This window comes from Clostridium kluyveri DSM 555, assembly GCF_000016505.1.
Classification (GTDB): Bacteria; Bacillota; Clostridia; order Clostridiales; family Clostridiaceae; genus Clostridium_B; species Clostridium_B kluyveri.
On the sequence record NC_009706.1, the window covers coordinates 1,565,998 to 1,588,203 of the forward strand.

A 22,206-nucleotide genomic window follows, 5' to 3' on the forward strand; every position below is an offset into this window, starting at 1 on the left:
TATGGGAGGTTAAAATAATGCCAGATACTCAGGTAGTAAGTAAAGTTTATAAAATTGAAGAAAATGGTGAAATCTATAAAAGCAGATATAAAGTGATAAATTTTACAGATGATTTTAATGTATTGGCAGTATCGCCAGAGTTACATGAATTTGATGAAGATAAAATGTCATATTATGTAGCAGAAGATGAGATAATTGATGATGCCCAAAAAAGAGAATATATTGTGAAAAAATTTATATTTGAACTTATAGAAGAGATAGAATATGGAGGTTTAATTGTTGATCCAACAAATGAAAAAATAATTTCTTTTTGGAAGGACTATATAAGTGATTTTTCAGTAGATGACCAAATGGATAGTTTAGTAAAAGAACATACTTTAAATAAAGGCTTATCAATAAAAAAACAATTATTTCGAGATATTATTAAGGATAACCATAACAAGAATAGTTTATTGTTAGATAAAGATTTATCTCCAGAAGTTTTAGGTTTAAAAAGCGAAGGAACACAGGTTTTGTTAAATAAAATGATTGAGGAAATTTGCAATTGTTCTAAAAAAGGTATAGATGTTGCTATCATTCAGTCGGGTCAAGGACATATGGTAGACTATTTAAAATCTAAGTTGGATAATTTGAAAAATATAACCTTATTTGATAGTTCTATTAGTATGTTAAATCAATCTAGAGAAAAATATGGTGAGGATGGCTTTTTATATGAATTATATAATTATGACTTTCTTGATGAAACGCATGTGGGCAACTATGATCATGTAGTTATAATTAATACTATACATCAGTTTGAGCATCCCCAAGAAGTTATTAGATATGCCAATATAATGTTAAAAAAGGGTGGTAGATTGCATCTTATTGATTTTACTAAGACAGATGCAGTGTCTATCCTTGTAGCGATATTTTTTCAAGAAAGATATTTGAATGTAGAAAACGAAATTCGACATATGTTTTTCTATAAAACGGGTTATTTAAAACAGATAGTAGGCAAATACTTTAAATCAAAAAAGATAACATCTCTTAAAAATAATGATGCGTATTATATTATATCTGAGAATGTCGAAGATTACAAGAATATTGTAAATGAAATGATAAAAGCATTAAATTTGAAGATTGAAAAAGTTATCATACTTCCTAAGAAGTTAGATATCAACGGTAAAAATTTATATTTTGAAAAATTGAAAAAATTTATATTAGAAGGAAATAATGAAATAAGAAGCAAGCAATCATTTGTAGAGAATGATAAATTTTATATTGAAAATATATTAAAAGCCATATGGAAAGAAAATTTAGAAATAGATACATTATCAGATGAATCTAATTATTTTAAATTAGGGGGAAATAGTTTGTCAGCAACAAAAATGGTTGTTGAAATAAACAAACAATTGAATTGTAAGATAAACCTAAAGGAAATATTTGAGAATCCATCATTTAAGGCTTTATTGAATTTGATACAGGAAAAGCAACTTAATCCTGAAGTAATAGAAGGTGAGATATGATTGGAATTGTTGGAGGAAAAGGTGAAATAGGACTAGAGTGTGTCAATCTGTTAAATGATTACGAAAGAGAACCTATTAAAATTGGAATAAGAAATAGTAATGCAATAGTTGATGAAAAAAATAAGTTATATGAATTTATTGATATCAAAAATAGAAAGTCTTGTTTTGAATTTGCAAAAGACTGTGATTGTATTATAAATTGTACAAATGTTAGAGGATCCGATATTTACAATTTAATAGATGCAGCAGGTAAGTATAAGGCAAAGTTTGTTGACGTGAATTATCATAATTCACAAGAAAAGATAGAGATTTATAACACAACAATATACCATGGTGTAGGAGCTTCTCCTGGATTAACAGAGGTTTTACCCAAAATAATTGCTAATAAATTTGAACAAATAACAGAGTTGAAATTATATTATACAACTGTCGGAAGATTTACTTTTTCTGCTGCAAAAGAATACTTAAGATATATAGAAAGCGGAGAAGTTTACTCTGCAACTGTACTTAAAAATGGCGATATTATTCCGTGTGCAAATGATAGACCAGTAATTAGTCTTCCGATTGGAAATGAAAAATGGAATACACTTCCATATATCGATGAGAGAACAGTGGCTATGTGCAAACAATTAAATTTAGAAAATGCTGGATTTTATATGTGTATTCAAGATGGGTATACTTACGAATTTTTAAAAAACATTTGGTTAAAATACAAGGATGACAAGGATAAGACAGCCCAAGAATTGGTAAAAGCATCAGAAATTGATTGCTTACATCAAGAAACATATAGTGGCTTTGTGTTGGAAGCAGAAGGGATTATAGACCAGTGTAAATGTAATATGAATTTGATTATGAAAAGTCCATCTGCGTCTAAATTAACAGCTTTGGCTGTTACTGCAACTGCTTTGTTATCTTTAGATAGCAAAGAGGAGTTTTGTGTATTAGATATGAGTGCTGTACCGTTTGTAGATTTATTACTTGATAAAATGTCGGAAGTCGATCCATTGTTTTTCCATAAAATTTATAAGAATAAAACACTAAGCTCAATTAATACCTTTGAAGGAGAGATATAAATGAGTAAAAAAATAAATGCAATAGTATGTGGAACGACTTTCGGGAAATATTATTTAAAAGCACTTAAAAGAGCAAATAAAGATTTTAACGTTGTTGGAATACTTGGAAAAGGGAGCAAGAGATCAAAACGAGTAGCTTTAAGTTATAAAGTACCATTATATAGCAGCGTAGAAGAGTTACCTGAAGGTATAGAACTTGCTTGTGTCATTGTTCGCTCAGAAGGTGTTGGTGGTGAGGGAACTGATTTATGTGTAAATCTTTTAAATAGAAATATTAATATTATCCAAGAACAACCGGTTCATCAAAGGCATTTAGAAAAGTGTTACAAATTGGCAAAAGAAAGAAATTTATTATATATGACAGCCAATCTATATTCATATTTACCAAATATAAAAAGCTTTATAGCATATGCAAGAAAGTTAAATTTATTATCAAAGTTAGAATACATTAACATATCTTTTTCAACGCAAGTATCGTATACTGCTTTAGATTTATTGATTTTGGCTGGAGTATCAGGTTCTCTAAAATTAAATAAAGATATAATAAAGCATCTTGGACCTTTTGATATTATATATGGAGAAATAGGCCGTGTACCTATATTAATTGAATTTAATAACAAAATTAATCCTGAATTTCCAGATTACAATATGCACCTAATGCATAATTATCATTTTTATTATAATGATGGAGTTTTATCATTGGAAGATACTTTTGGTTCAGTTATTTGGAGGCCTAGAACGTATATTAAACCCACAAAGAATAACCTTGGAATTTTTAATGAACCTATTTATTCAATTTTAGATGGATTAAGAACAATAAACATTAATGATTTTTTTAGTTCTTATTGGATTGATGCAATTAAGGGAGAATTAATAGAAGCAAAAACATATATTGAAAATAAGGAACTTAATTACTGTCGAGTTAATAGAGAATTGAGTGCTTCTAGAAATTGGAGAAAATTACATGATATAGCGGGATATTCGGAATTTACAAATGAAAACAAAGAAAAATTTCTTTTGCTCAAAGAAATAGAAAATTTTAAAAGTAATCTAAGGAGGGATTGTAGAGATGATTAAGGATTATAAAGCAATCGTAGAAAATTGTTATAGCCAAGGTATTGAATTATATGTAGAGGATGGGAAATTAAAATACAAATCAATAAGTGGAGCATTATCCAATGATATATTAAATGAATTGAAATCAAGTCGAGAAGGCTTGATTGAGTTTATTAGTATTAAACAAGAAAAACACAATGACAAAAATTTATATTCTCCATTTCCGTTATCTCCTGTACAATCATCTTATTTGTTTGGAAGAGGTGATTTATATTCTTATGGAAATGTTTCTTGTCATATCTATCAGGAATTTTCTTATAATGAATTAGATGTCGAAAAAGTACAAAAAATCTGGAATCATCTGATAAACAAACATGATATGCTTAGGGCAGTAATCTATCAGGAAAATTATCAAGAAATATTAGAAAAAGTGTCTGAATATAAATTAAAAACAGATGACAAGATGACAATTAGAAAAGAACTGGAAGAAAAAATATATCCATTAGGTGAATGGCCAATGTTTGATATTGGGATTTCTAAAGATGATGGAGAATCAATTTTACATTTTTCAATGGATTTTTTAATAGCAGATTGGTCGAGTATTTGGCTATTATTAACTGAGTTTGAAGATATGTATTTTGATGATTTTTATAATAATGAGTCCTCAAGTTTATCTTTTAAAGATTATAGAATTTATGAGGAAAGAAAAAAAGAATCCCTAGAGTATGAAAAAGCTAAGGAATATTGGAAAGAAAAAACTGTGAGTCTAAAATCTGCTCCTACACTGCCAATAAAAAATATTAGAGAAAATGAAATTCCTAAATTCAAAAGAATTTCTATGACACTTAATAAAAAATATTGGCAAAAGTTTAAAGAAATTGCCCAACAGAAAGAAATTACACCTACAGCAGCGGTATTAACAGTATATAGTGAGATATTAAAAAAATGGAGTACAAATAAAGACTTCAGTTTGAACTTAACATTATTCAATAAAAAACAGATTGGTAAAAATATAGGTAGTTTAGTTGGAGATTTTACAAATACCTCTATAATCTCTGCGAAAGATAAACAGATTCCTTTTAAAAAGTTGGCATCGGAATTTAATGAAGAAATATTTAGTAATTTGGATCACAGCATTTACTCAGGAGTGGAAGTATTAAGAGATCTTGCAAAAATAAATGGTAATAAAGAATTTCTTCTCCCATATGTATTTACGAGTGCAATTGGACTTATTCAGAAAAAATTAAGAGGTAAATACAGATATGGTATTTCTCAAACACCACAGGTGTTTATTGACTGTCAAGCTATGGATACAGATTTGGGACTACAAATAAATTGGGATATTCGTGATAAATTATTTGAAGAAGGCCTTGTTGAAGATATGTTTAAAGTCTTTGAAGATACGCTTAACCAATTAGCAAAGTCTGAAGACATATGGGATAAAAAATTGACGATTTCTATTCCAAACTGGCAAAAAGAGGAAAGAATGAATGTTAATGATACAGAAAAAGTATTTTTAAAAAACACACTAATTTTTGACTTTTTAAAAAATGTTATAAATGATCCTGAGAAAATAGCAATAATTGATTCTAAAAAGAGTCTATCGTATAATGAAGTTTACAAAAAAGCGGTCGAAATAGCGATTACATTAAGAGAGAAATCAATTAATAAGGGTGATTATGTAGTTGTAAAACTTCCACATAATGCAGATCAAGTTTCTTGCATATTAGGGATTTTAATGATTGGGGCAGCCTATGTTCCTGTTGATATTGACACAAGTAAAAAGCGATTTGAGAGCATTGTTAAACAGTGTAATAGTAAGGTAGTTATAACTGATAAAGAGTTCAATGAGAAGTTTGCTGAGATAATAAACGTTAAAAATATAGAAGTTGAAAAAGATATGATTGAGACTTTTAAAGTTGAAGATATAGATCCATATAGCATAGCATATGTAATATTTACTTCAGGGACAACAGGAGTTCCAAAAGGTGTCTTAATTAGTCATTCTGCTGCATTAAATACTATATGTGACATCAATGAAAGATTTGGAGTAACAAAAAAAGATTCAATATTAGCTATATCAAAACTTAATTTTGATTTATCAGTTTACGATATTTTCGGAATGCTTTCAGTTGGTGGGACAATTGTATATCCAAATGAAGAAGATTATTTGAATCCAATTCACTGGGATGAATTGGTAAAAGAGTATTCTATCAGCGTCTGGAATACAGTTCCGGCGTTAATGGAATTATATGTTAGTTTTTTAAAAGAAAAATCAAAGAGCAGAGAGTCAATGCAGTTGATTTTATTATCTGGAGATTGGGTGCCACTTAAGATGCCTGACACTTTAAAAAAAGCATTTCCAAAATCAAAAATTATAGCATTAGGTGGAGCGACTGAAGCATCAATATGGTCAAATTATCATGAATATAAAGAACTTGAAGATTGGTGGAACAGTATTCCTTATGGTAAACCCTTAAGTAATCAGCAGTTTTATGTATTGGATGAGAGATTAGAAGATTGTCCAGTATACTGCGAAGGAAACTTATATATTTCGGGCAGTGGGTTAGCAGAAGGATATTTAGGAGATGAAAAACTAACTAAAGAGAAATTTTTTATACATCCAAAAATAAACTTAAGATTATATTCAACAGGGGATTTAGGCAGATATCTACCGGGTGGAGAGATTGAGTTTCTTGGACGAAAAGATAATCAAGTAAAGATAAGAGGATATAGAATAGAACTTGGTGAAATAAAGAATGCATTAATTGAACAAGACGAAATCAGTGATGCTCTGGTAAGAGTAAATAAGCAGAAGCAAGATTTACCAATTGAAGCGATAGTAACTCTTAGTGTAGAAAAAGATAATATTCATAATATATTTAATGAAAAAATTAAGGATTTAAATGCTGTTACTAGCTTATATGAAAAAGTTTTAAGTAGTTCTAAATATAACGAAATTTGTAAAACAAGAGATGAGATTTGTTTACATGCATTATTAAATGCCTTGTTAGAATTAGGTATTTTTACAAAAGTGGATGATGCTAAGTATAATTATGATGAAGAAAATATTAAGAATTTAAGTTCAAAGTATACATGGCTGCTAAACAGATGGATAAATCAATTGGAAGAATCAAATATTATATATAATGAAAAAGATAATTGTTATACTATTCCTAAAACTTTAGAGAAAAATATTATTAATCAGAAGTGGGATGGGATTTTTTCTAAATGGGAAAATGCTTATGGAGATATAAATTTATTTCATTACATTAAAAACAATATAGATAATCTCATAGGTTTATTGCAAGGAAAAATTGATCCTGTTGGAATACTGTATCCTGAAGGTTCAGATATATACACTAAGGCACTTTATGAAACTAGTATAAATTCAATTTTAATAAATGAGTATTATTGTAAATTTTTAGAAAAATATATCAAAGAACAAAAAGGTAGAAAGATTAGAATTCTAGAAATAGGAGCGGGTACAGGTGCTACAGCAAAGAAACTGATAGATATATTAGGTGATGAAGATTATGAGTATCACTTTACAGATTCTCAGAAATATTTTTTACCTGCTGCAAGAAATTATTTCAACAATAATAAAAAGGTATTGGTATATAAATTTAATGTTGATGAAGACCCTATTGAACAAGGCCTTGAATATAATTATTTTGATATAATAGTTGCGGCCTATGTCTTGGAAAATGCAAAAAACATACCGAAGAGCTTAAAACATATAAGAAATTTAGCAGCACCCAAAGGATATTTACTATTTTCTGAACCAGTGAAAAATGAACCATGGATACTTGTATCGCAAGCGTTTATGATGCAAGAACCGTTGGATGATTTTAGAGAAAATATATTTTTCTTAACACCCGAACAATGGTTAAAATTATTGTCTTTAGAAGATGATAGTTCTAAGAGTTATATTTTCCCGGAAGAAACATTTTTGCTGTATAATTTAGGAGCGATTTTGTTTATAAAACAATTTAAAAAGAATTATACATTAATAGATAGAGAAAAAATATACGATAAATTAAATATATATTTGCCGCAATATATGATTCCTTCCAGTATATTATTTACAGAATCATTTAAGTTGAACCGTAATGGCAAGGTAGATATACTTAAAAACTTTGAACTAATGCCGAAATTAGATAAAGATACTTTTGTTAAAATCGAAAAAATTGAAGAAAAGTTAGATTCATTAGAAGAAGAAATTATGATAATTTGTTCAAAATTATTTGGTAATCAGCAGTTGAACCGAACTTCTAATTTCTATGATTATGGAGCGGATTCATTAATTTTGGCGAAGGTTGCAACAGAATTAAAAAATAGTTTAAAGTTGTCTATTCCATTTGAGGTATTATTAAGAGGACTTATTAATAATCCGACTGTAGCGGACACATCATTGTTTATAAAAGGATATGTGCATCCTATAAACAATGATATAAAGTATAAAACAGATGAGTTTATATACACAAAAATCTACAAAATGTCTGGCACAAATCAGGAACAAAGAATAAGAATATTAATACATGGAGCATTTGGGAATTTAGAAAATTTCAATAGCCTGGCGACTGAGCTAGCTCAACAGAATCAAGGAGATATTTTAGTAGTAGGTGTGTCCGATGTTGATAAATATTTGGATATGAAACCAATAGATATAGTTCCTAAGTTATCTGATATTTATTATGAGAAGATAATGAAGCATGGATTTAAAAATGTGCAGATAATAGGATATAGTTTTAGTGGCGTTGTTGCAATAGAAATAGCTAGAAGTTTACTAGAATCTGGAATAGAAATAGATAATTTATCTATTATTGAAGGAGGCAGTATATCTGAAATTAATTATGATGAGTTGATTTTAGAATTTGTCTTTTTGAAGGCTTTTAAAATAAGTGTTTCTGATTTAAAATTGCAACAAATTAGTATATTAGATGACATATTTAAAGACTCGTATAGTTATGAAAATGTCTTAACAGTTACTAGTGTTTTGAGTAAATTAAGATTAGAAAGTGATCGAGAAATAATTAAGAATCTAAATCATAAAATTCAGGAGGAGAGATTTGACACATACTTTAGAGTTCTAGAAGAAAAAAAAGAAAAAATACTGTCAAGAAGATCTTTTTCAGAGTTGTATAAAATATTTAAAAAATCTTTTGAGGCTCAAATGTATATTCCTGATATGTATTTTGGAGATATTGATTACTATATTGCACAGGATAATACAGGAGCGTATAAGCATTTTAATTTGCTATTAGACAACTGGAGAGATAATGTGATTGGAAATATCAATAAATACTATATACCGGGAGATCATTATAGTGCGGTACAAGATACTGAGAATGCAAAAATTTTGGCGGAGCTTCTAAAAATAAAATAGTGAAGTCAAGTGTGTTAAAGTAGTGCATAAAGTATAGAGAAGATATTTATATGTATTTCAGTAAAAAATTATTTTTAATGAAGGGTTAGCCTAAGCAAACTTCAAAGGAGGGGAATTATCATGAATGAAAAGAGCCCATTGTTAAGACTTTGGGAGTTAGGAAATAGTGAACATACTCCATTGAAAAAATCAATTTTTTTAGCTGTAATTGGTGTACTGTTTGGTATGCTTCCGTACTTTGCAGCTGCACAAATTATTATTTCACTAATGAAGGACAGGCATGATTACAAATTTTATGTTGTAGGGGCTATTGTTGCTATATTGGGATATTTATTAAGAGCTGTACTTTATGCTTTGGCTCTCTCCGTATCACATAAAGCCACTTTTTCAGTATTGAAAAGTATTCGTGAGAGCATACTTGAAAAGTTACCTAAATTACCTTTAGGGACAATTATAGATACTTCAAGCGGCGAAATGAAGCAAATCATTGTAGATCAAGTGGAAAGCATGGAACGCCCGCTTGCCCATCTTCTGCCCGAAATGATAGCAAATATATTGGGGCCGGTATGTATTTTAATCTATCTGCTTATTTTGGATTGGAGAATGGCATTACTTTCTATCATATCAATACCTCTTGGCAGCATTTTTATGGGGGTTGTTATGAAAAACTATGCTGCTCAATATGAAGGCTCGGTAAAAACAAATAGCGAGATGAATACAGCGATTGTGGAATATATTAGCGGAATTGAGGTTATAAAGGCTTTTAATCAAGGAAAACAATCTTACGCTAAATTTTCAAAAAAAATAAAAGCAAATGCTTTCTATTTTTATCACTGGATGAAAAGCTGCCAGTTTTTTGTATCACTTTCTAAGTCAATTGTTCCGACTACATTGATTACAATACTTCCTGTTGGATTTTTGCTTTATCAAAAAGGAAGTATTGGAGTGGATGTTTTCATTACTACAATTATTCTTTCTCTTGGTATAGCGGGGCCAATTATTGCGGCAATGAATTTTGTGGATAGCCTTGCGAAGGTGGGAACGATAGTAGGCTCAATTGATGTGATCCTCAAAAGCGAGGAGCAGCAACATGGAAAGGAAAAGGTGGAGTTGCCGGATGCAAGCATATATATGGATAATGTTTCGTTTGGATACCATGAAGATAAGGAAATATTGCATCAAGTCAGTTTGCAGATACCGTCGGGAAGCTTAACCGCATTTGTCGGACCCAGTGGAAGTGGAAAATCAACTATTGCAAAACTAATTGCCGGCTTTTGGGACATAAAGCAGGGGTACATAAAAATAGGTGGAACTGATATAAAAGATATACCCTTATCACAACTTTATAGTGAAGTATCCTTTGTTTCTCAAGATAATTACTTATTTGATGAAACCATTCTGGAAAACATTCGTATGGGTGATACAAATGCCAGCGATGAAGATGTGATTAGGGTGTCAATAGCTTCCGGTTGTGATGATTTTATTAGGAAGCTTGACCAGGGCTATAATACGGTTGCCGGAAGTAAAGGAACGCATTTATCAGGAGGAGAGCGACAACGTATTTCAATAGCAAGAGCTATGCTAAAGGATGCACCGATTATTATTTTTGACGAGGCAACTGCATATATTGATCCGGAAAATGAAGCAATCATTCAGCAGGCGGTAGGAAATCTGATAAAAGATAAAACGGTTATTATTATTGCTCATAGACTTTCTACTATCATTGATGCAGATCAAATCTTTCTTATTTCTGACGGAATAGTAGATGACCATGGAAAACATGATGAATTGCTGCAAAGAAATTTTTTATATAAAACGATGTGGCAGGCACATATAGGAGTAAAGGATGGTGATGAACTATGATCAGTGCATTGAAAAAAATATGGGAGTTTTCCGGTACGGAAAAGCACAATATCAATAAGTCTATCCTTGTAGGGTTTATATTTGCAGTTTTCTATATGTTTCAAGTTGCTGCAATATATTTTATCATTGTTGCATTGGTAAATAAGGAAAGTTCAAATAATGTCATTTGGATTTCACTATGGCTTCTTATTGTCAGCATTTTAGGGCGAACCGTTACAAATTATTTTGCACAGTTACAGCAAACACACGCAGGATATTTTATGGTTGCGAATAAAAGAATCGCTATCGGAAATCAGCTAAAAAAGGTACCGATGGGATACTTTAATAACAACAATATTGGAGAAATAACAGGTATCACCACTACCGTATTAGATGATGTTGAAAATACAGCTCCGATGGTACTTGTAAATATGTTAAGTGGATTTATCAATGCTGTCATTTTTACACTTATGGTGTTGTTTTTTGATATTAGGTTGGGAATAATAGTCATCATAGGAAGTGCAATCTATCTTTGGATTACATCATCTATGGAACGAAAATCCGCCAAGTTAGCACCGAAACGTCAACAATCTGAAGCCAAATTAGTTGAAGCAGTCATTGAACAGGTACAAGGAATGCACATTGTTAAATCTTTTAACCTTACAGGGAAAGGAGATAAAAAAGTGCGTGATGCCTTAGAGTATAACCGTAGTTCTAATCTGAAGCTGGAAAGGCTTTTTACCCCGTATACGATTGCCCAAGAAATGGTATTACGCTTATTCAGTGTTTTGATAATGGTTATTTCAGTATTGTTATATTTAAATGGGCAAATGGCATTGGCAGATGCTTTAATGGGTGTGGTTATATCCTTTATGATATTTGCTCAAATAGAATCTGCTGGAAGTACTATGTCGGTTTTAAGAGTGGTAAGCAGTTCTATTGATCATGCAAATCAAACGGACTCTATTCCGGAAATGGATAATGAAGGGAAAGAAATTGTTCCTAAAACACATGAAATAGAATTTGAAAATGTCTGTTTTTCTTATGATAAAAAAAGGATTTTAGAAGATATTTCTATTACTTTTCCAGATAAGGCTATGACTGCCATTGTGGGACCCAGCGGAAGTGGAAAGACAACGATATGCAATTTAATTGCAAGATTTTGGGATGTGGATAGCGGAAGGATAAGCATAGGTGGAAAAGATGTTAAGTATTATACATTAGAGGTTCTAATGGATCAGATTAGTATGGTCTTTCAAAATGTGTACCTTTTTGCTGATACCATCGAAAACAATATCAAATTCGGACGACCTGATGCCAGCTATGAAGAAGTCGTACAAGCAGCAAAGAAGGCTTGTTGCCATGACTTTATTACATCACTGCCGGATGGCTACAATACTTTCATAGGAGAAGGGGGAAATTCATTATCTGGAGGAGAAAAACAACGAATCTCAATAGCGAGGGCTATGCTGAAAGATGCACCTATCGTTATTTTCGATGAAGCTACAGCAAATGTTGATCCTGAAAATGAGGATAAGTTGCAGTCTGCAATAGAGGAACTTACAAAGAACAAAACGATTATTATGATTGCACACAGATTAAAAACAGTAAAAAATGCGGATCAGATTTTGGTAATGAATCATGGGAAGGTAGAACAACAGGGGAAACATGAAGAATTGCTCATACAAAATGGTGTTTATTCCCAATTTATCAATGCAAGACAGGAGGCAATAAGCTGGAAGGTTGGAGTAAGTAAATAAAATAGATTTATACTTTTTATGAGTCAAATATAAAAAATTAAAGGAGGCATAGAACATGCAAAAAAAAGGTTTAACAGCGAGGGATTTAATTAATGTAGGAATTTACACTGCTATTTATTTGGTAATTTTTTTTGTAACAGGAATGTTGGGTGCGATACCATTTCTGTACCCTGCACTCTATATATTGGTACCAATCGTTACTGGAATTCCATTTATGTTATTTCTAACAAAAGTTAAGAAATTTGGAATGGTATCAATTATGTCAGTTATAGCAGGTGTTTTTGGTATTTTATGGGATATACATGGTTACCAATTGTTGTATTTATTCCTTGTGGAGTTATTGCAGATTTAGTATTGAAATCAGGAAATTACAAGAGTTTTAGGAAAAATGTTATTGGATTTTGGTTGTTTTCTTGTGGAATGATAGGTTGTCAAGCACCTATGTGGGTAATGGCAGATACCTATATGGCAGGTGTTAGTCAATCAATGGGAGAACAATATGCAGCAGGTCTAGCAAAATATATGCCTCCTTGGATGGGAATTGCAGCAGTGGCAATTTTATTGGTAGGATCAATTTTGGGCGCTTTGTTAGGTAGAAAGATGTTGAAAAAGCATTTTGAGAGAGCAGGTATAGTTTAATGGAGGTATGTGAGGCATATATGCCTCATAAAAATAAAGGATTTTATCTTGATCCCCGCACAAAGATATTATTTATGGCTTTTATTACAACATTAATGTTCTTTGTGCACGAGAATATTTTAATGGATTTGGCGGTAGTAGTAATATCATTGTTGCTACTACTGTCCAATCATCAGCAAAAAACGGCCCTTATATATGGAGGATTGTTTGCACTTGCTATTATTGCAAAATTGACACAGGGATTATATGCATTGCCAACATTGATTAATATGATTTTTGTATTATTAGTAGCTTTAGTAATACGGTTATTTCCTATTTTTATGTTAGGATACTATATTATAAAATCAACTAAAACAAATGAATTTATAGCGGCAATGGTGAAATGGCATATTCCTAAATCATTTATCATACCAATTTCTGTGGTATTTCGCTTTATTCCAACTTTGGCAGAAGAACATTCTTCTATTAAAAATGCAATGAAAATGAGAGGAATTAAATTTGGAACAAAAAAATTTTGGAGAAATCCTACTATATTTTTAGAATATAGAGTTATTCCTTTAATGATTTCAGTAGTTAAAATTGGAGATGAATTATCAGCAGCTGCATTGACCAGAGGATTGGGAAGTATGAAAGAAAGAACAAGTGTCGTAGTAACAAGATTTTGTATCTATGATTTTATAATAGGAATGATATCGATAGGATTATTAGTAGGGGCATTTATTTTATAAGGAGAGTATGTAGAATTGATAGAATTAAAAAATATAACATTTACGTACAAAAGTGATGAACGACATTCAGGAATTTATGACTTGAATCTTATAATACCCACAGGACAAGTGGTAATTCTTTGTGGGCAATCAGGATGTGGAAAGACCACATTGACAAGATTGATTAATGGGTTAATACCTGAGTATTATGATGGGGAATTAGAAGGGAATATTATTATTAATGGTAAAAATGTTAAAAATAATTCTATTTGTGATTTAGCGGGAATAGTCGGTTCTGTATTTCAGAATCCTCGTTCACAATTTTTTAATGTTGATTCTACAAGTGAAATTGCATTTGGTTGTGAGAATATGGGAATTGCAAGAGAAGAAATTTACAATCGAATCGGAAAAGTATCTCAAGAACTAAATATAAAATCTCTTCTTGATAGAAACTTATTTGATATGTCAGGAGGAGAGAAGCAAAAGATTGCTTGCGCATCTGTATCTGCCATGAAACCGGATATATTTGTTTTGGATGAACCATCTTCAAATTTAGATATTAAAACAATCAGTGATTTAAAGACAGTCATTAAAAAATGGAAGAAACAAGGGAAAACAGTAATTATAGCAGAACATAGATTGTATTATCTTATGGATATTGCAGATAGAGTTATATACATGAAGGAAGGAAGAATTGAAAATGATTTTTCTGTTGATGAATTTAAAAATCTTTCAGAGAAAGAATTACATCAAAAGGGGTTACGTTCAACAAAGTATGTGAAATTTTTGGAAATGAATAATAATAGTAGCACAGAAGAAATTCGGATATTAGATTTTTCATATAAATATGATAAAAAAATATTTTTGGATATACCAAAATTAGATATACCCAGGAATTCCATAGTAGCTATATTGGGCTTTAATGGAGCAGGAAAATCAACTTTTGCAAGATGTCTTTGCGGAATTGAAAATAAATCAAAAGGAGTTATTGAGGTTGATGGAACAGTGTTGGAATCAAAAGATAGGCTGGATAAATGTTATATGGTTATGCAGGATGTCAATCATCAACTCTTTACAGAGAGTGTGGAAGAAGAAATATTACTTGGTTTAAACGATACTGAAGAAAAAAATCAAAAGGATATTATAAATAACATTCTTCAAACATTAAATTTGGATGAGTTTGCTAATTTTCATCCTATGTCATTATCGGGAGGACAAAAGCAAAGAGTTGCAATAGCAAGTGCAATGGTATCTAATAGAGAAATTTTGATTTTTGATGAACCTACATCGGGATTGGATTATCAACATATGATAGAAGTATCAAATTGCTTAAAAGATTTAAGTGATTTAGGAAAAACAATATTCGTTATTACTCATGATCCTGAGTTAATAAAAGAATGTTGTACTTATTTTATGTATTTAGAGAAAGGAAAAGTGGGTTGGAGCGGTTTTTGGACACATGAAAATAAAAAGACCTTGGAAAAATTTTTTATGTATAAATAAAAAGTAACTCATGACTTTGAATTAATGGATAAACTTTATAATTTTATTATACTATTACAAAAAAGAAGGTTAAGTAGTCAGGATATCTAAATTATAAAAAAAACAATTAAATGAATTTTTTAATTTATAGTAAAGCGTTAACTCTGAAAATGAATATATAAAATACTTAAAAAAATAATAGGGAGTGATAAAAATGACAGATAAAAGGCAGGAACTACTAACAAAGTCTCCTGTGAAATTGATGTTTGAGCTTAGCATACCTGCAATTATTGGTATGGTGGTAATAGGGTTATATACATTTATGGATGGAGTTTACGCAGGACAGATGGTAGGAGAAAATGCCATGGCAGCTATTTCAGTTGCATATCCTATTACTTTTATTAATAGTGGTATTTCCACATTGATTGGAGTAGGTTTAGCATCTGTACTATCCCGGGCCATCGGAAAAAGAGATAAAGAAACTATAGATAAAATCATGCCAAATCTTACAGGACTGGTCTTAGGAATTTCAGTACTTATTACAATATTAGGAGTTACATTTGCAAGAGAAGTTTTAATGTTAACTGGAGCAAAAGGTGAAATTTTAGAATTGGCTACTAATTATTTGAGAATAATTTTTTGTGGCTCTATTTTTGTAAACTTTACCCAAAGTTCAAATATGATTATGCGTGGAGAAGGTTTAATGAAAAAGGCTATGATGATTATGGGATTTGGAGCAATTTTAAATATTATATTAGTTCCTATTATGATTAAACTACTTCCTGACAGAGGTGTGGAAGGAGCAGCAATAGCAACTATTATATCTCAAACTATACAGGCATTTGTCACACTATACTATTTTTTGAAAAAGAGCAAAAATGTAAAGTTAAATGGCATAAAAATAAATATAGAATTGAGTAAAGAAGTATTTTCAATTGGAATATCTGCTATGCTTATGCAAGTGCTTACCATGGTACAACAAATGCTGCTTTTTAGAATGGCATTTAAATATGGTGGAGATACTAATGGAATTATTATGAGTGCTTCCCTGAGATTACAGGCTTTTACCTTTATACCACTTTGGGGTATGAGCCAGGGATTACAACCAATTATAGGGACAAACTTTGGAGCAAAGAATTTTGATAGAGTGAAAAAATCCACAAATCTATTTTTAATGGGATCAACTGTAGTAGCCTTAATATTCTGGATACCAATGGAGTTATTTCCACAAACATTCCTGGGATTATTTATAAAAGATAATGCAATTGTAGTGCAAGGCATAAGTAAATTCAGAATTTTTTATTCAGTATTCATTTTATATGGGATGATGATTATGTTAATGACTTTTTTCCAAGCTATAGGAAATGGGAAGAAAGCAGGGCAATTGGTAATGTTTAGACAAGTAATTCTATTCATTCCATTAATTCTTTTATTGCCTAAAATATTGGGAGAACCTGCTGTTTGGTATACACAACCAATGGTAGATTTTCTTGTAATTCTATTGGGATTTGTATTTCTTAATACTGAATATAAAAAACTAAAAGGGAATTTAATGTCGGTATCGTAAAGGAAAAGCGATGTACTGTACATCTAATATTTTCAGTGATATAATTAGCACACATTGATAATGAATATCAGCATCAACGCGTGTTCAGCTTACTGTGGTGATTTGTTATGGACTAATGAAGCTTTTAAAATCGTAACAGAGAGTTTAAGCAAAACAAATCAACGTGCTATAATTTCATCTGGCTGGAATAATGTTCAAACAAATCAATTAACCAATAATATATATTTTGTAAAATTCATACCGCATACATGGCTTTTTCGGCATGTTGCAGCCGTAATTCACCATGGTGGAGCAGGAACAACGGCAGCAGGACTTCGGGCAGGCTTACCTACATATTGTAGTGCCATTTGGTGTAGATCAACCTTATTGGGGAGAATGTGTATATCGATTGGGAGTTGGGCCTAAACCCATCCCTCGTAATAAATTAAATGTTAAACGCCTATCTTCTGCCATTTTACAGGTTATGACAGATCAGAAGCTAAGAAATAACGCATTAATATTAGGGAAAAGGCTTAGTGTGGAAGATGGAGTGGGAAATGCTATCGGAATTATTGAGCATTTATCTCGACATCATTATTAATTGAGTTTTTTATAGCTTATATGAAATGATGATTATGTTAATGACTTTTGTTTTTTAAGATAGAAGGTTATACTTTCTATCTTTTTATTATGCTAAAATAATTATCGTATTATGTATATATTATTATTAAGTTTCTGAAAGTTTGTTACAATATAATTAAAGCACACTCATGCAGCATAATATGATAAAATCTACCTAAAGGAAAACAGACTGGAGTGATATTATTGGAAAACAAAGAATTACCTTTAATAAGTATAAAAGATTTGAAAATTAGATTTGGGGAAAAACAGGTGTTAAAAGGGGTGAATTTGCAGGTATATAAAGGTGAAATTATAGGATATATAGGACCTAATGGTGCAGGGAAAAGTACTACGGTGAAAATAATGCTTGGACTCATAGGGGAATATGAAGGAGAGGTAAGAATTTTAGGACAAGACATAAGTAACGGTAATATAGAATATAAAAGAAAAATAGGCTATGTACCTGAGACAGCAGAAATATATGATAGTCTTACAGCCAGGGAATACCTAACTTTTATAGGAGAACTCTATGGCTTAAATTATAATGAAGTAGATAAAAAAGCAGAAAGACTTATGAAGATATTTGGTATAGATGAAGTTTACAATTCAAGAATAACTTCTTATTCTAAAGGTATGAAACAAAAAGTACTTATAATATCAAGCTTACTTCACAATCCAGACATACTATTTTATGATGAACCTTTAAGTGGATTAGATGCTAACAGCGTTATTGTAGTAAAAGAAATACTTGCAAAACTGGCACTTCAGGGCAAAACCATATTTTACTCATCTCATATAATGGATGTAGTAGAGAAGATAAGCAACAGAATAGTACTTCTTAATAATGGTGAAATTATAGCTGATGGGACTTTTGAGGATTTAAAAAATAAATCGGAAGAAAAATCACTGGAAAGAATATTCAATAATTTAGTAGGATTCAATGATCACAGGTCCATAGCTGAAGAATTTGTATCTATAATTGAAGAGAGGTAGCAGTTATGAAAGATTTCAGAGTATTAAAGTTTTTGGATAAGTTTCAGGGTGTATTTGAAAAATATGGTATAGATTACATTGTAATGAGAAGGATACTACAGATGAAGATTCTCATGGATGGAAGACGAGTGCCTACAATATTAAAAAATTCTTCTAAAAAGAAAAGTGAAAATGAAAATAATTTGAAAAAGTCTTTGTTATTTTATGTAATTATAGGGATAATTATGGTTCCCTTTGTTGTTATGGATAAAAATTTTATGTTTCAAATGAGTTTTGTATTTGGAATTCTCATGTTTATGCTTATGACTTCCTTAATCTCTGATTTTTCTTCCGTACTTTTAGACATAAGGGATAAAAATATTATATCTTCAAAACCAGTACATAATAAAACTTTAAGTACTGCAAAAATAATTCATGTATGCATATATATGTTTTTAATAACCATTTCAATTTGTGGGACAGCTTTGGCAGCAGCCTTAATAAAACAAGGATTTTTATTTTTTTTAATATTTTTTCTTGAAATAATTCTATCCAATCTATTTATAGTAATAATAACTGCCTTGTTGTATCTGGTCATATTAAAGTTTTTTGATGGTGAAAAATTAAAGGATATAATAAATTATGTTCAAATAATACTATCTATAACCATAACTTTAGGATATCAATTTATAGGGAGATTATTTAATATTGTGGACTTAAAGCCAATCTTGACTCCCAAATGGTGGCAGTATTTTTTACCACCAGTATGGTTTAGTGCTCCTTTTGAATTGATATTGAAGCATAATTACAGTCATTTTACTGTGATATTTTCTGCATTAGCATTAATTGTACCCATAATTTCAATAGTTATATATGTAAAATTTATACCAACTTTTGAGGAAAACCTGCAGAAGTTAAATAATAATAGTGTCCGGGGAAAAAAAGCCAAAGGTAAATTAGCTGTAGCTTTATCCAGTATAATATGTTCAAATAGAGAAGAAAAAATATTTTTCAAATTTGCCTCCTATATGATGAAAAACGAAAGGGAATTTAAGCTTAAGGTTTATCCATCACTGGGATTTTCATTGATTTTTCCATTTATATTTATATTCAATAGCATAGGATATGAAAGCTTATCTAACATAGCTTCTAGTAAAATGTATTTGAATCTATATTTTTGTACATTAATACTTCCCTCTGTAGTCATGATGATGAAATATTCCGTAAACTATAGAGGTGCCTGGATTTATAAAGCTATGCCCATTAAAAACACAGCTTCTATATTTAAAGGAACTTTAAAAGCTCTCATTGTAAAGCTTATGCTTCCGGTATATGTTTTGGAATTTATACTGTTTGTATTTATATTTGGTATCAGAATAATTCCGGATATATTTGTATTGTTTTTTAATATTTTGCTGTTTACAGTTATATGTTTTAAATTGATGAAAAAATCCCTGCCTTTCTCAGAAAAATTACAGACTTCAGCACAGGGAGAAGGATTGATTTTAATTGTTCTTATGATATTGTTGGGTGTATTAGCGGGAATACATTATTTCTGTACTTTTATAAGTTATGGTATATATGTATATTTAATTATATTGATTATATTGGTCACAGTCTTATGGAAAAAAGCTTTTAATGTATCTTTGTAGATTCTTTAATACAACAATTAACTAGAACTAAATTTTATGTCGTATATTGAAATATAAATTTAATTTGATGTAATTTTGTGTAAATATTAGTCATATTAGTTAATTACACGTTAATTCTATGTTAATATTTGTCATTTTGCAAGTTGGATTATTGACTTATATATTTCCAAAAATATATAATATATATGTTGTATTTCTCTAAATCTTAGAAGAAGTTATCAAGGGGTAACATGCTTATCCCTACTTTAAAGAAGATGAGGGGCTAGCTAATTACAGCCTTCAAGTAAGTTTTAAAAGGTTTTGTATCTGGAGGAATTCCATATGGTTAATATCTATGCAATTAATTTAAGTGGCAATATGAATTGCTATGAATTAGATGAGTTAATGTCGTTTATTTCTGAAGAGAAACTTTACAGAGTAAAAAAATTTCATAGATTGGAAGATTTAAAAAGAGGAGTAATGTCTGAAATATTAGTAAGATTTATTTTATGTAAAGACTTCCATGTAAGAAATAAAGATTTAAGTATTACAAAAAATTATTATGGAAAACCATTGTTAAGCTATCCCGAAAGTATTCATTTTAATGTTTCTCATTCAGGATACTGGATAGTTTGTGCAGTACATAATCTACCAGTGGGTATTGATATTGAACAAATTAAACCTATTGATTTTAGTATTGCTGAGCATTTTTTCTCTGAAAGTGAATATGAAAGTATTCTAACATCAGATGAAGGTCCTAGATTGCCTCTATTTTATGAATTTTGGACTTTAAAAGAAAGTTATATTAAAGCTGTTGGAAAAGGTCTATATATGGCACTTAATTCATTTAATATAAAGCTTTGTAATGATGATATACAGGTTGAAAGAGAAGGCAGTTTTGAGGATTATTATTTCAAACAGTATGATATAGATAAGAATTACAAACTTTCAGTATGTGCCAGAACCAATAACTTTTCAGATAGCATTATACTATGGAGTGACTTGGAATTGTATAAAATGTTCAAGACCCTTGTGAGGTGATAAAATGGATAAAATTAAATTAATCTGCCTGCCTTATGCTGGTGGCTCATCAATGGTTTACAGTAAATGGACAAAATATCTTAACAGATCTATTGAAATATACAGAGTTGAACTAGCGGGAAGGGGAAGAAGAAAAAACGTACCTTTATATGCAACCCTTGAGGATTCAGTTAATGATGTTTTTTTATCAATAAAAGATTTTTTAAATGACTCTTCATATGTAATATTTGGACATAGTATGGGAAGTATAATTGCCTACGAACTAAGCTGCAAAATTAAACAATCTGGCCTAAATAATCCTCTTAGTATAATATTTTCAGGTTCTAATGCTCCACATATTAAAAGTAAGAGAGAACTTTGTTACAGGCTGCCAGAAGATAAGTTTAAAAATATTGTCCTAGAATATGGTGCTACTCCTGCTGAAGTTTTTGAAGATGAAGTATTGGCCAGCTATTTTGTTCCAATACTCAGGGCTGATTTTAGAATTATTGAAACATATCAATATAATGGCGAAGAAAACCCATTTGATTATCCCATAACTATTTTTTATGGTATGCGTGATAAATTGGTAGATGTCCAAAAAATAGATGAATGGTCAGGTTATACAAGAAAGCAATGTAAAAAATATGCCTTTCAGGGAGGACATTTCTTCATAAATGATAATGTGAAAAGTGTGGTTGAAACTATAAATCATGTTATAACAAGTCTGTAAAATACTTAGAGCAAACTCCACCTAAACCCAGGAATCACTTAATAAAAAAGCATAGCCAAACTCTAAAATATAGGTTGTATTCAGGAAAATTAACTTATATAAAGAGTTGACTATGACAAATAACCAATAATATATTACACCAAAATTAGAAAAAATGCTATGTAAAATTTTATCTATGTGGCTTGAAAAAAACTAAAAGATTTAATGTGAAATGAAAGTATATTTTATCA

The 22,206-nt window shown here is 30.3% G+C and carries 14 protein-coding genes and 1 pseudogene; all 15 read left to right on the top strand.

The genetic code is table 11. From position 1 onward, the window contains the following. Positions 1 to 17: 17 nt before the first annotated feature. The 15 genes and pseudogenes from CKL_RS07435 (at position 18) to CKL_RS07510 (ending at position 21,976) form a co-directional block, all read left to right on the top strand. Positions 18 to 1,505, top strand: a complete 1,488-nt coding sequence (locus tag CKL_RS07435; protein WP_012101900.1) for a phosphopantetheine-binding protein — start codon at positions 18 to 20, stop codon at positions 1,503 to 1,505. Then, the gene (locus CKL_RS07440; RefSeq protein WP_012101901.1) at positions 1,502 to 2,578 is read left to right on the top strand and encodes a saccharopine dehydrogenase family protein; all 1,077 of its coding nucleotides are present in this window, start codon (positions 1,502 to 1,504) and stop codon (positions 2,576 to 2,578) included. The genes CKL_RS07435 and CKL_RS07440 overlap by 4 nt, the downstream gene beginning before the upstream one ends. After that, complete coding sequence (locus CKL_RS07445; protein WP_012101902.1) at positions 2,579 to 3,655, top strand: Gfo/Idh/MocA family oxidoreductase; 1,077 nt, start codon at positions 2,579 to 2,581, stop codon at positions 3,653 to 3,655. After that, positions 3,648 to 9,023, top strand: a complete 5,376-nt coding sequence (locus CKL_RS07450) for a non-ribosomal peptide synthetase (protein WP_012101903.1) — start codon at positions 3,648 to 3,650, stop codon at positions 9,021 to 9,023. Before CKL_RS07445 ends, CKL_RS07450 begins: the two co-directional genes overlap by 8 nt. A 120-nt stretch (positions 9,024 to 9,143) precedes the next feature. Then, positions 9,144 to 10,886 carry an ABC transporter ATP-binding protein gene (locus CKL_RS07455; RefSeq protein WP_012101904.1) on the top strand — a complete coding sequence of 581 codons (1,743 nt, stop codon included), beginning with the start codon at positions 9,144 to 9,146 and terminating at the stop codon, positions 10,884 to 10,886. Then, positions 10,883 to 12,625, top strand: a complete 1,743-nt coding sequence (locus CKL_RS07460; protein ID WP_012101905.1) for an ABC transporter ATP-binding protein — start codon at positions 10,883 to 10,885, stop codon at positions 12,623 to 12,625. Before CKL_RS07455 ends, CKL_RS07460 begins: the two co-directional genes overlap by 4 nt. Before the next feature lie 55 nt (positions 12,626 to 12,680). Further along, a pseudogene (locus CKL_RS21215) lies at positions 12,681 to 13,264 on the top strand (MptD family putative ECF transporter S component). Beyond that, positions 13,264 to 13,992, top strand: a complete 729-nt coding sequence (locus tag CKL_RS07475) for an energy-coupling factor transporter transmembrane component T (RefSeq protein WP_012101908.1) — start codon at positions 13,264 to 13,266, stop codon at positions 13,990 to 13,992. The pseudogene CKL_RS21215 and the gene CKL_RS07475 overlap by 1 nt, the downstream one beginning before the upstream one ends. 15 nt (positions 13,993 to 14,007) lie before the next feature. Next, complete coding sequence (locus tag CKL_RS07480) at positions 14,008 to 15,474, top strand: ABC transporter ATP-binding protein (RefSeq protein ID WP_012101909.1); 1,467 nt, start codon at positions 14,008 to 14,010, stop codon at positions 15,472 to 15,474. A gap of 193 nt (positions 15,475 to 15,667) precedes the next feature. Next, on the top strand, positions 15,668 to 17,020 hold the full coding sequence (locus CKL_RS07485) for an MATE family efflux transporter (protein WP_012101910.1): 1,353 nt from the start codon (positions 15,668 to 15,670) through the stop codon (positions 17,018 to 17,020). Positions 17,021 to 17,080: 60 nt separating this feature from the next. Next, positions 17,081 to 17,425 (top strand): glycosyltransferase, encoded by a 345-nt coding sequence (locus CKL_RS21790; RefSeq protein WP_012101911.1) that lies wholly within the window; start codon positions 17,081 to 17,083, stop codon positions 17,423 to 17,425. 399 nt (positions 17,426 to 17,824) lie between these two features. Continuing rightward, positions 17,825 to 18,613, top strand: a complete 789-nt coding sequence (locus tag CKL_RS07495) for an ABC transporter ATP-binding protein (RefSeq protein WP_012101913.1) — start codon at positions 17,825 to 17,827, stop codon at positions 18,611 to 18,613. A 5-nt stretch (positions 18,614 to 18,618) separates the two neighbouring features. Further along, positions 18,619 to 20,244 carry a hypothetical protein gene (locus tag CKL_RS07500; protein WP_012101914.1) on the top strand — a complete coding sequence of 542 codons (1,626 nt, stop codon included), beginning with the start codon at positions 18,619 to 18,621 and terminating at the stop codon, positions 20,242 to 20,244. A 321-nt stretch (positions 20,245 to 20,565) separates the two neighbouring features. Next, positions 20,566 to 21,264, top strand: a complete 699-nt coding sequence (locus CKL_RS07505) for a 4'-phosphopantetheinyl transferase family protein (protein ID WP_012101915.1) — start codon at positions 20,566 to 20,568, stop codon at positions 21,262 to 21,264. A 4-nt stretch (positions 21,265 to 21,268) separates the two neighbouring features. After that, positions 21,269 to 21,976 carry a thioesterase II family protein gene (locus tag CKL_RS07510; RefSeq protein ID WP_012101916.1) on the top strand — a complete coding sequence of 236 codons (708 nt, stop codon included), beginning with the start codon at positions 21,269 to 21,271 and terminating at the stop codon, positions 21,974 to 21,976. The last annotated feature ends 230 nt before the right edge of the window (positions 21,977 to 22,206 follow it).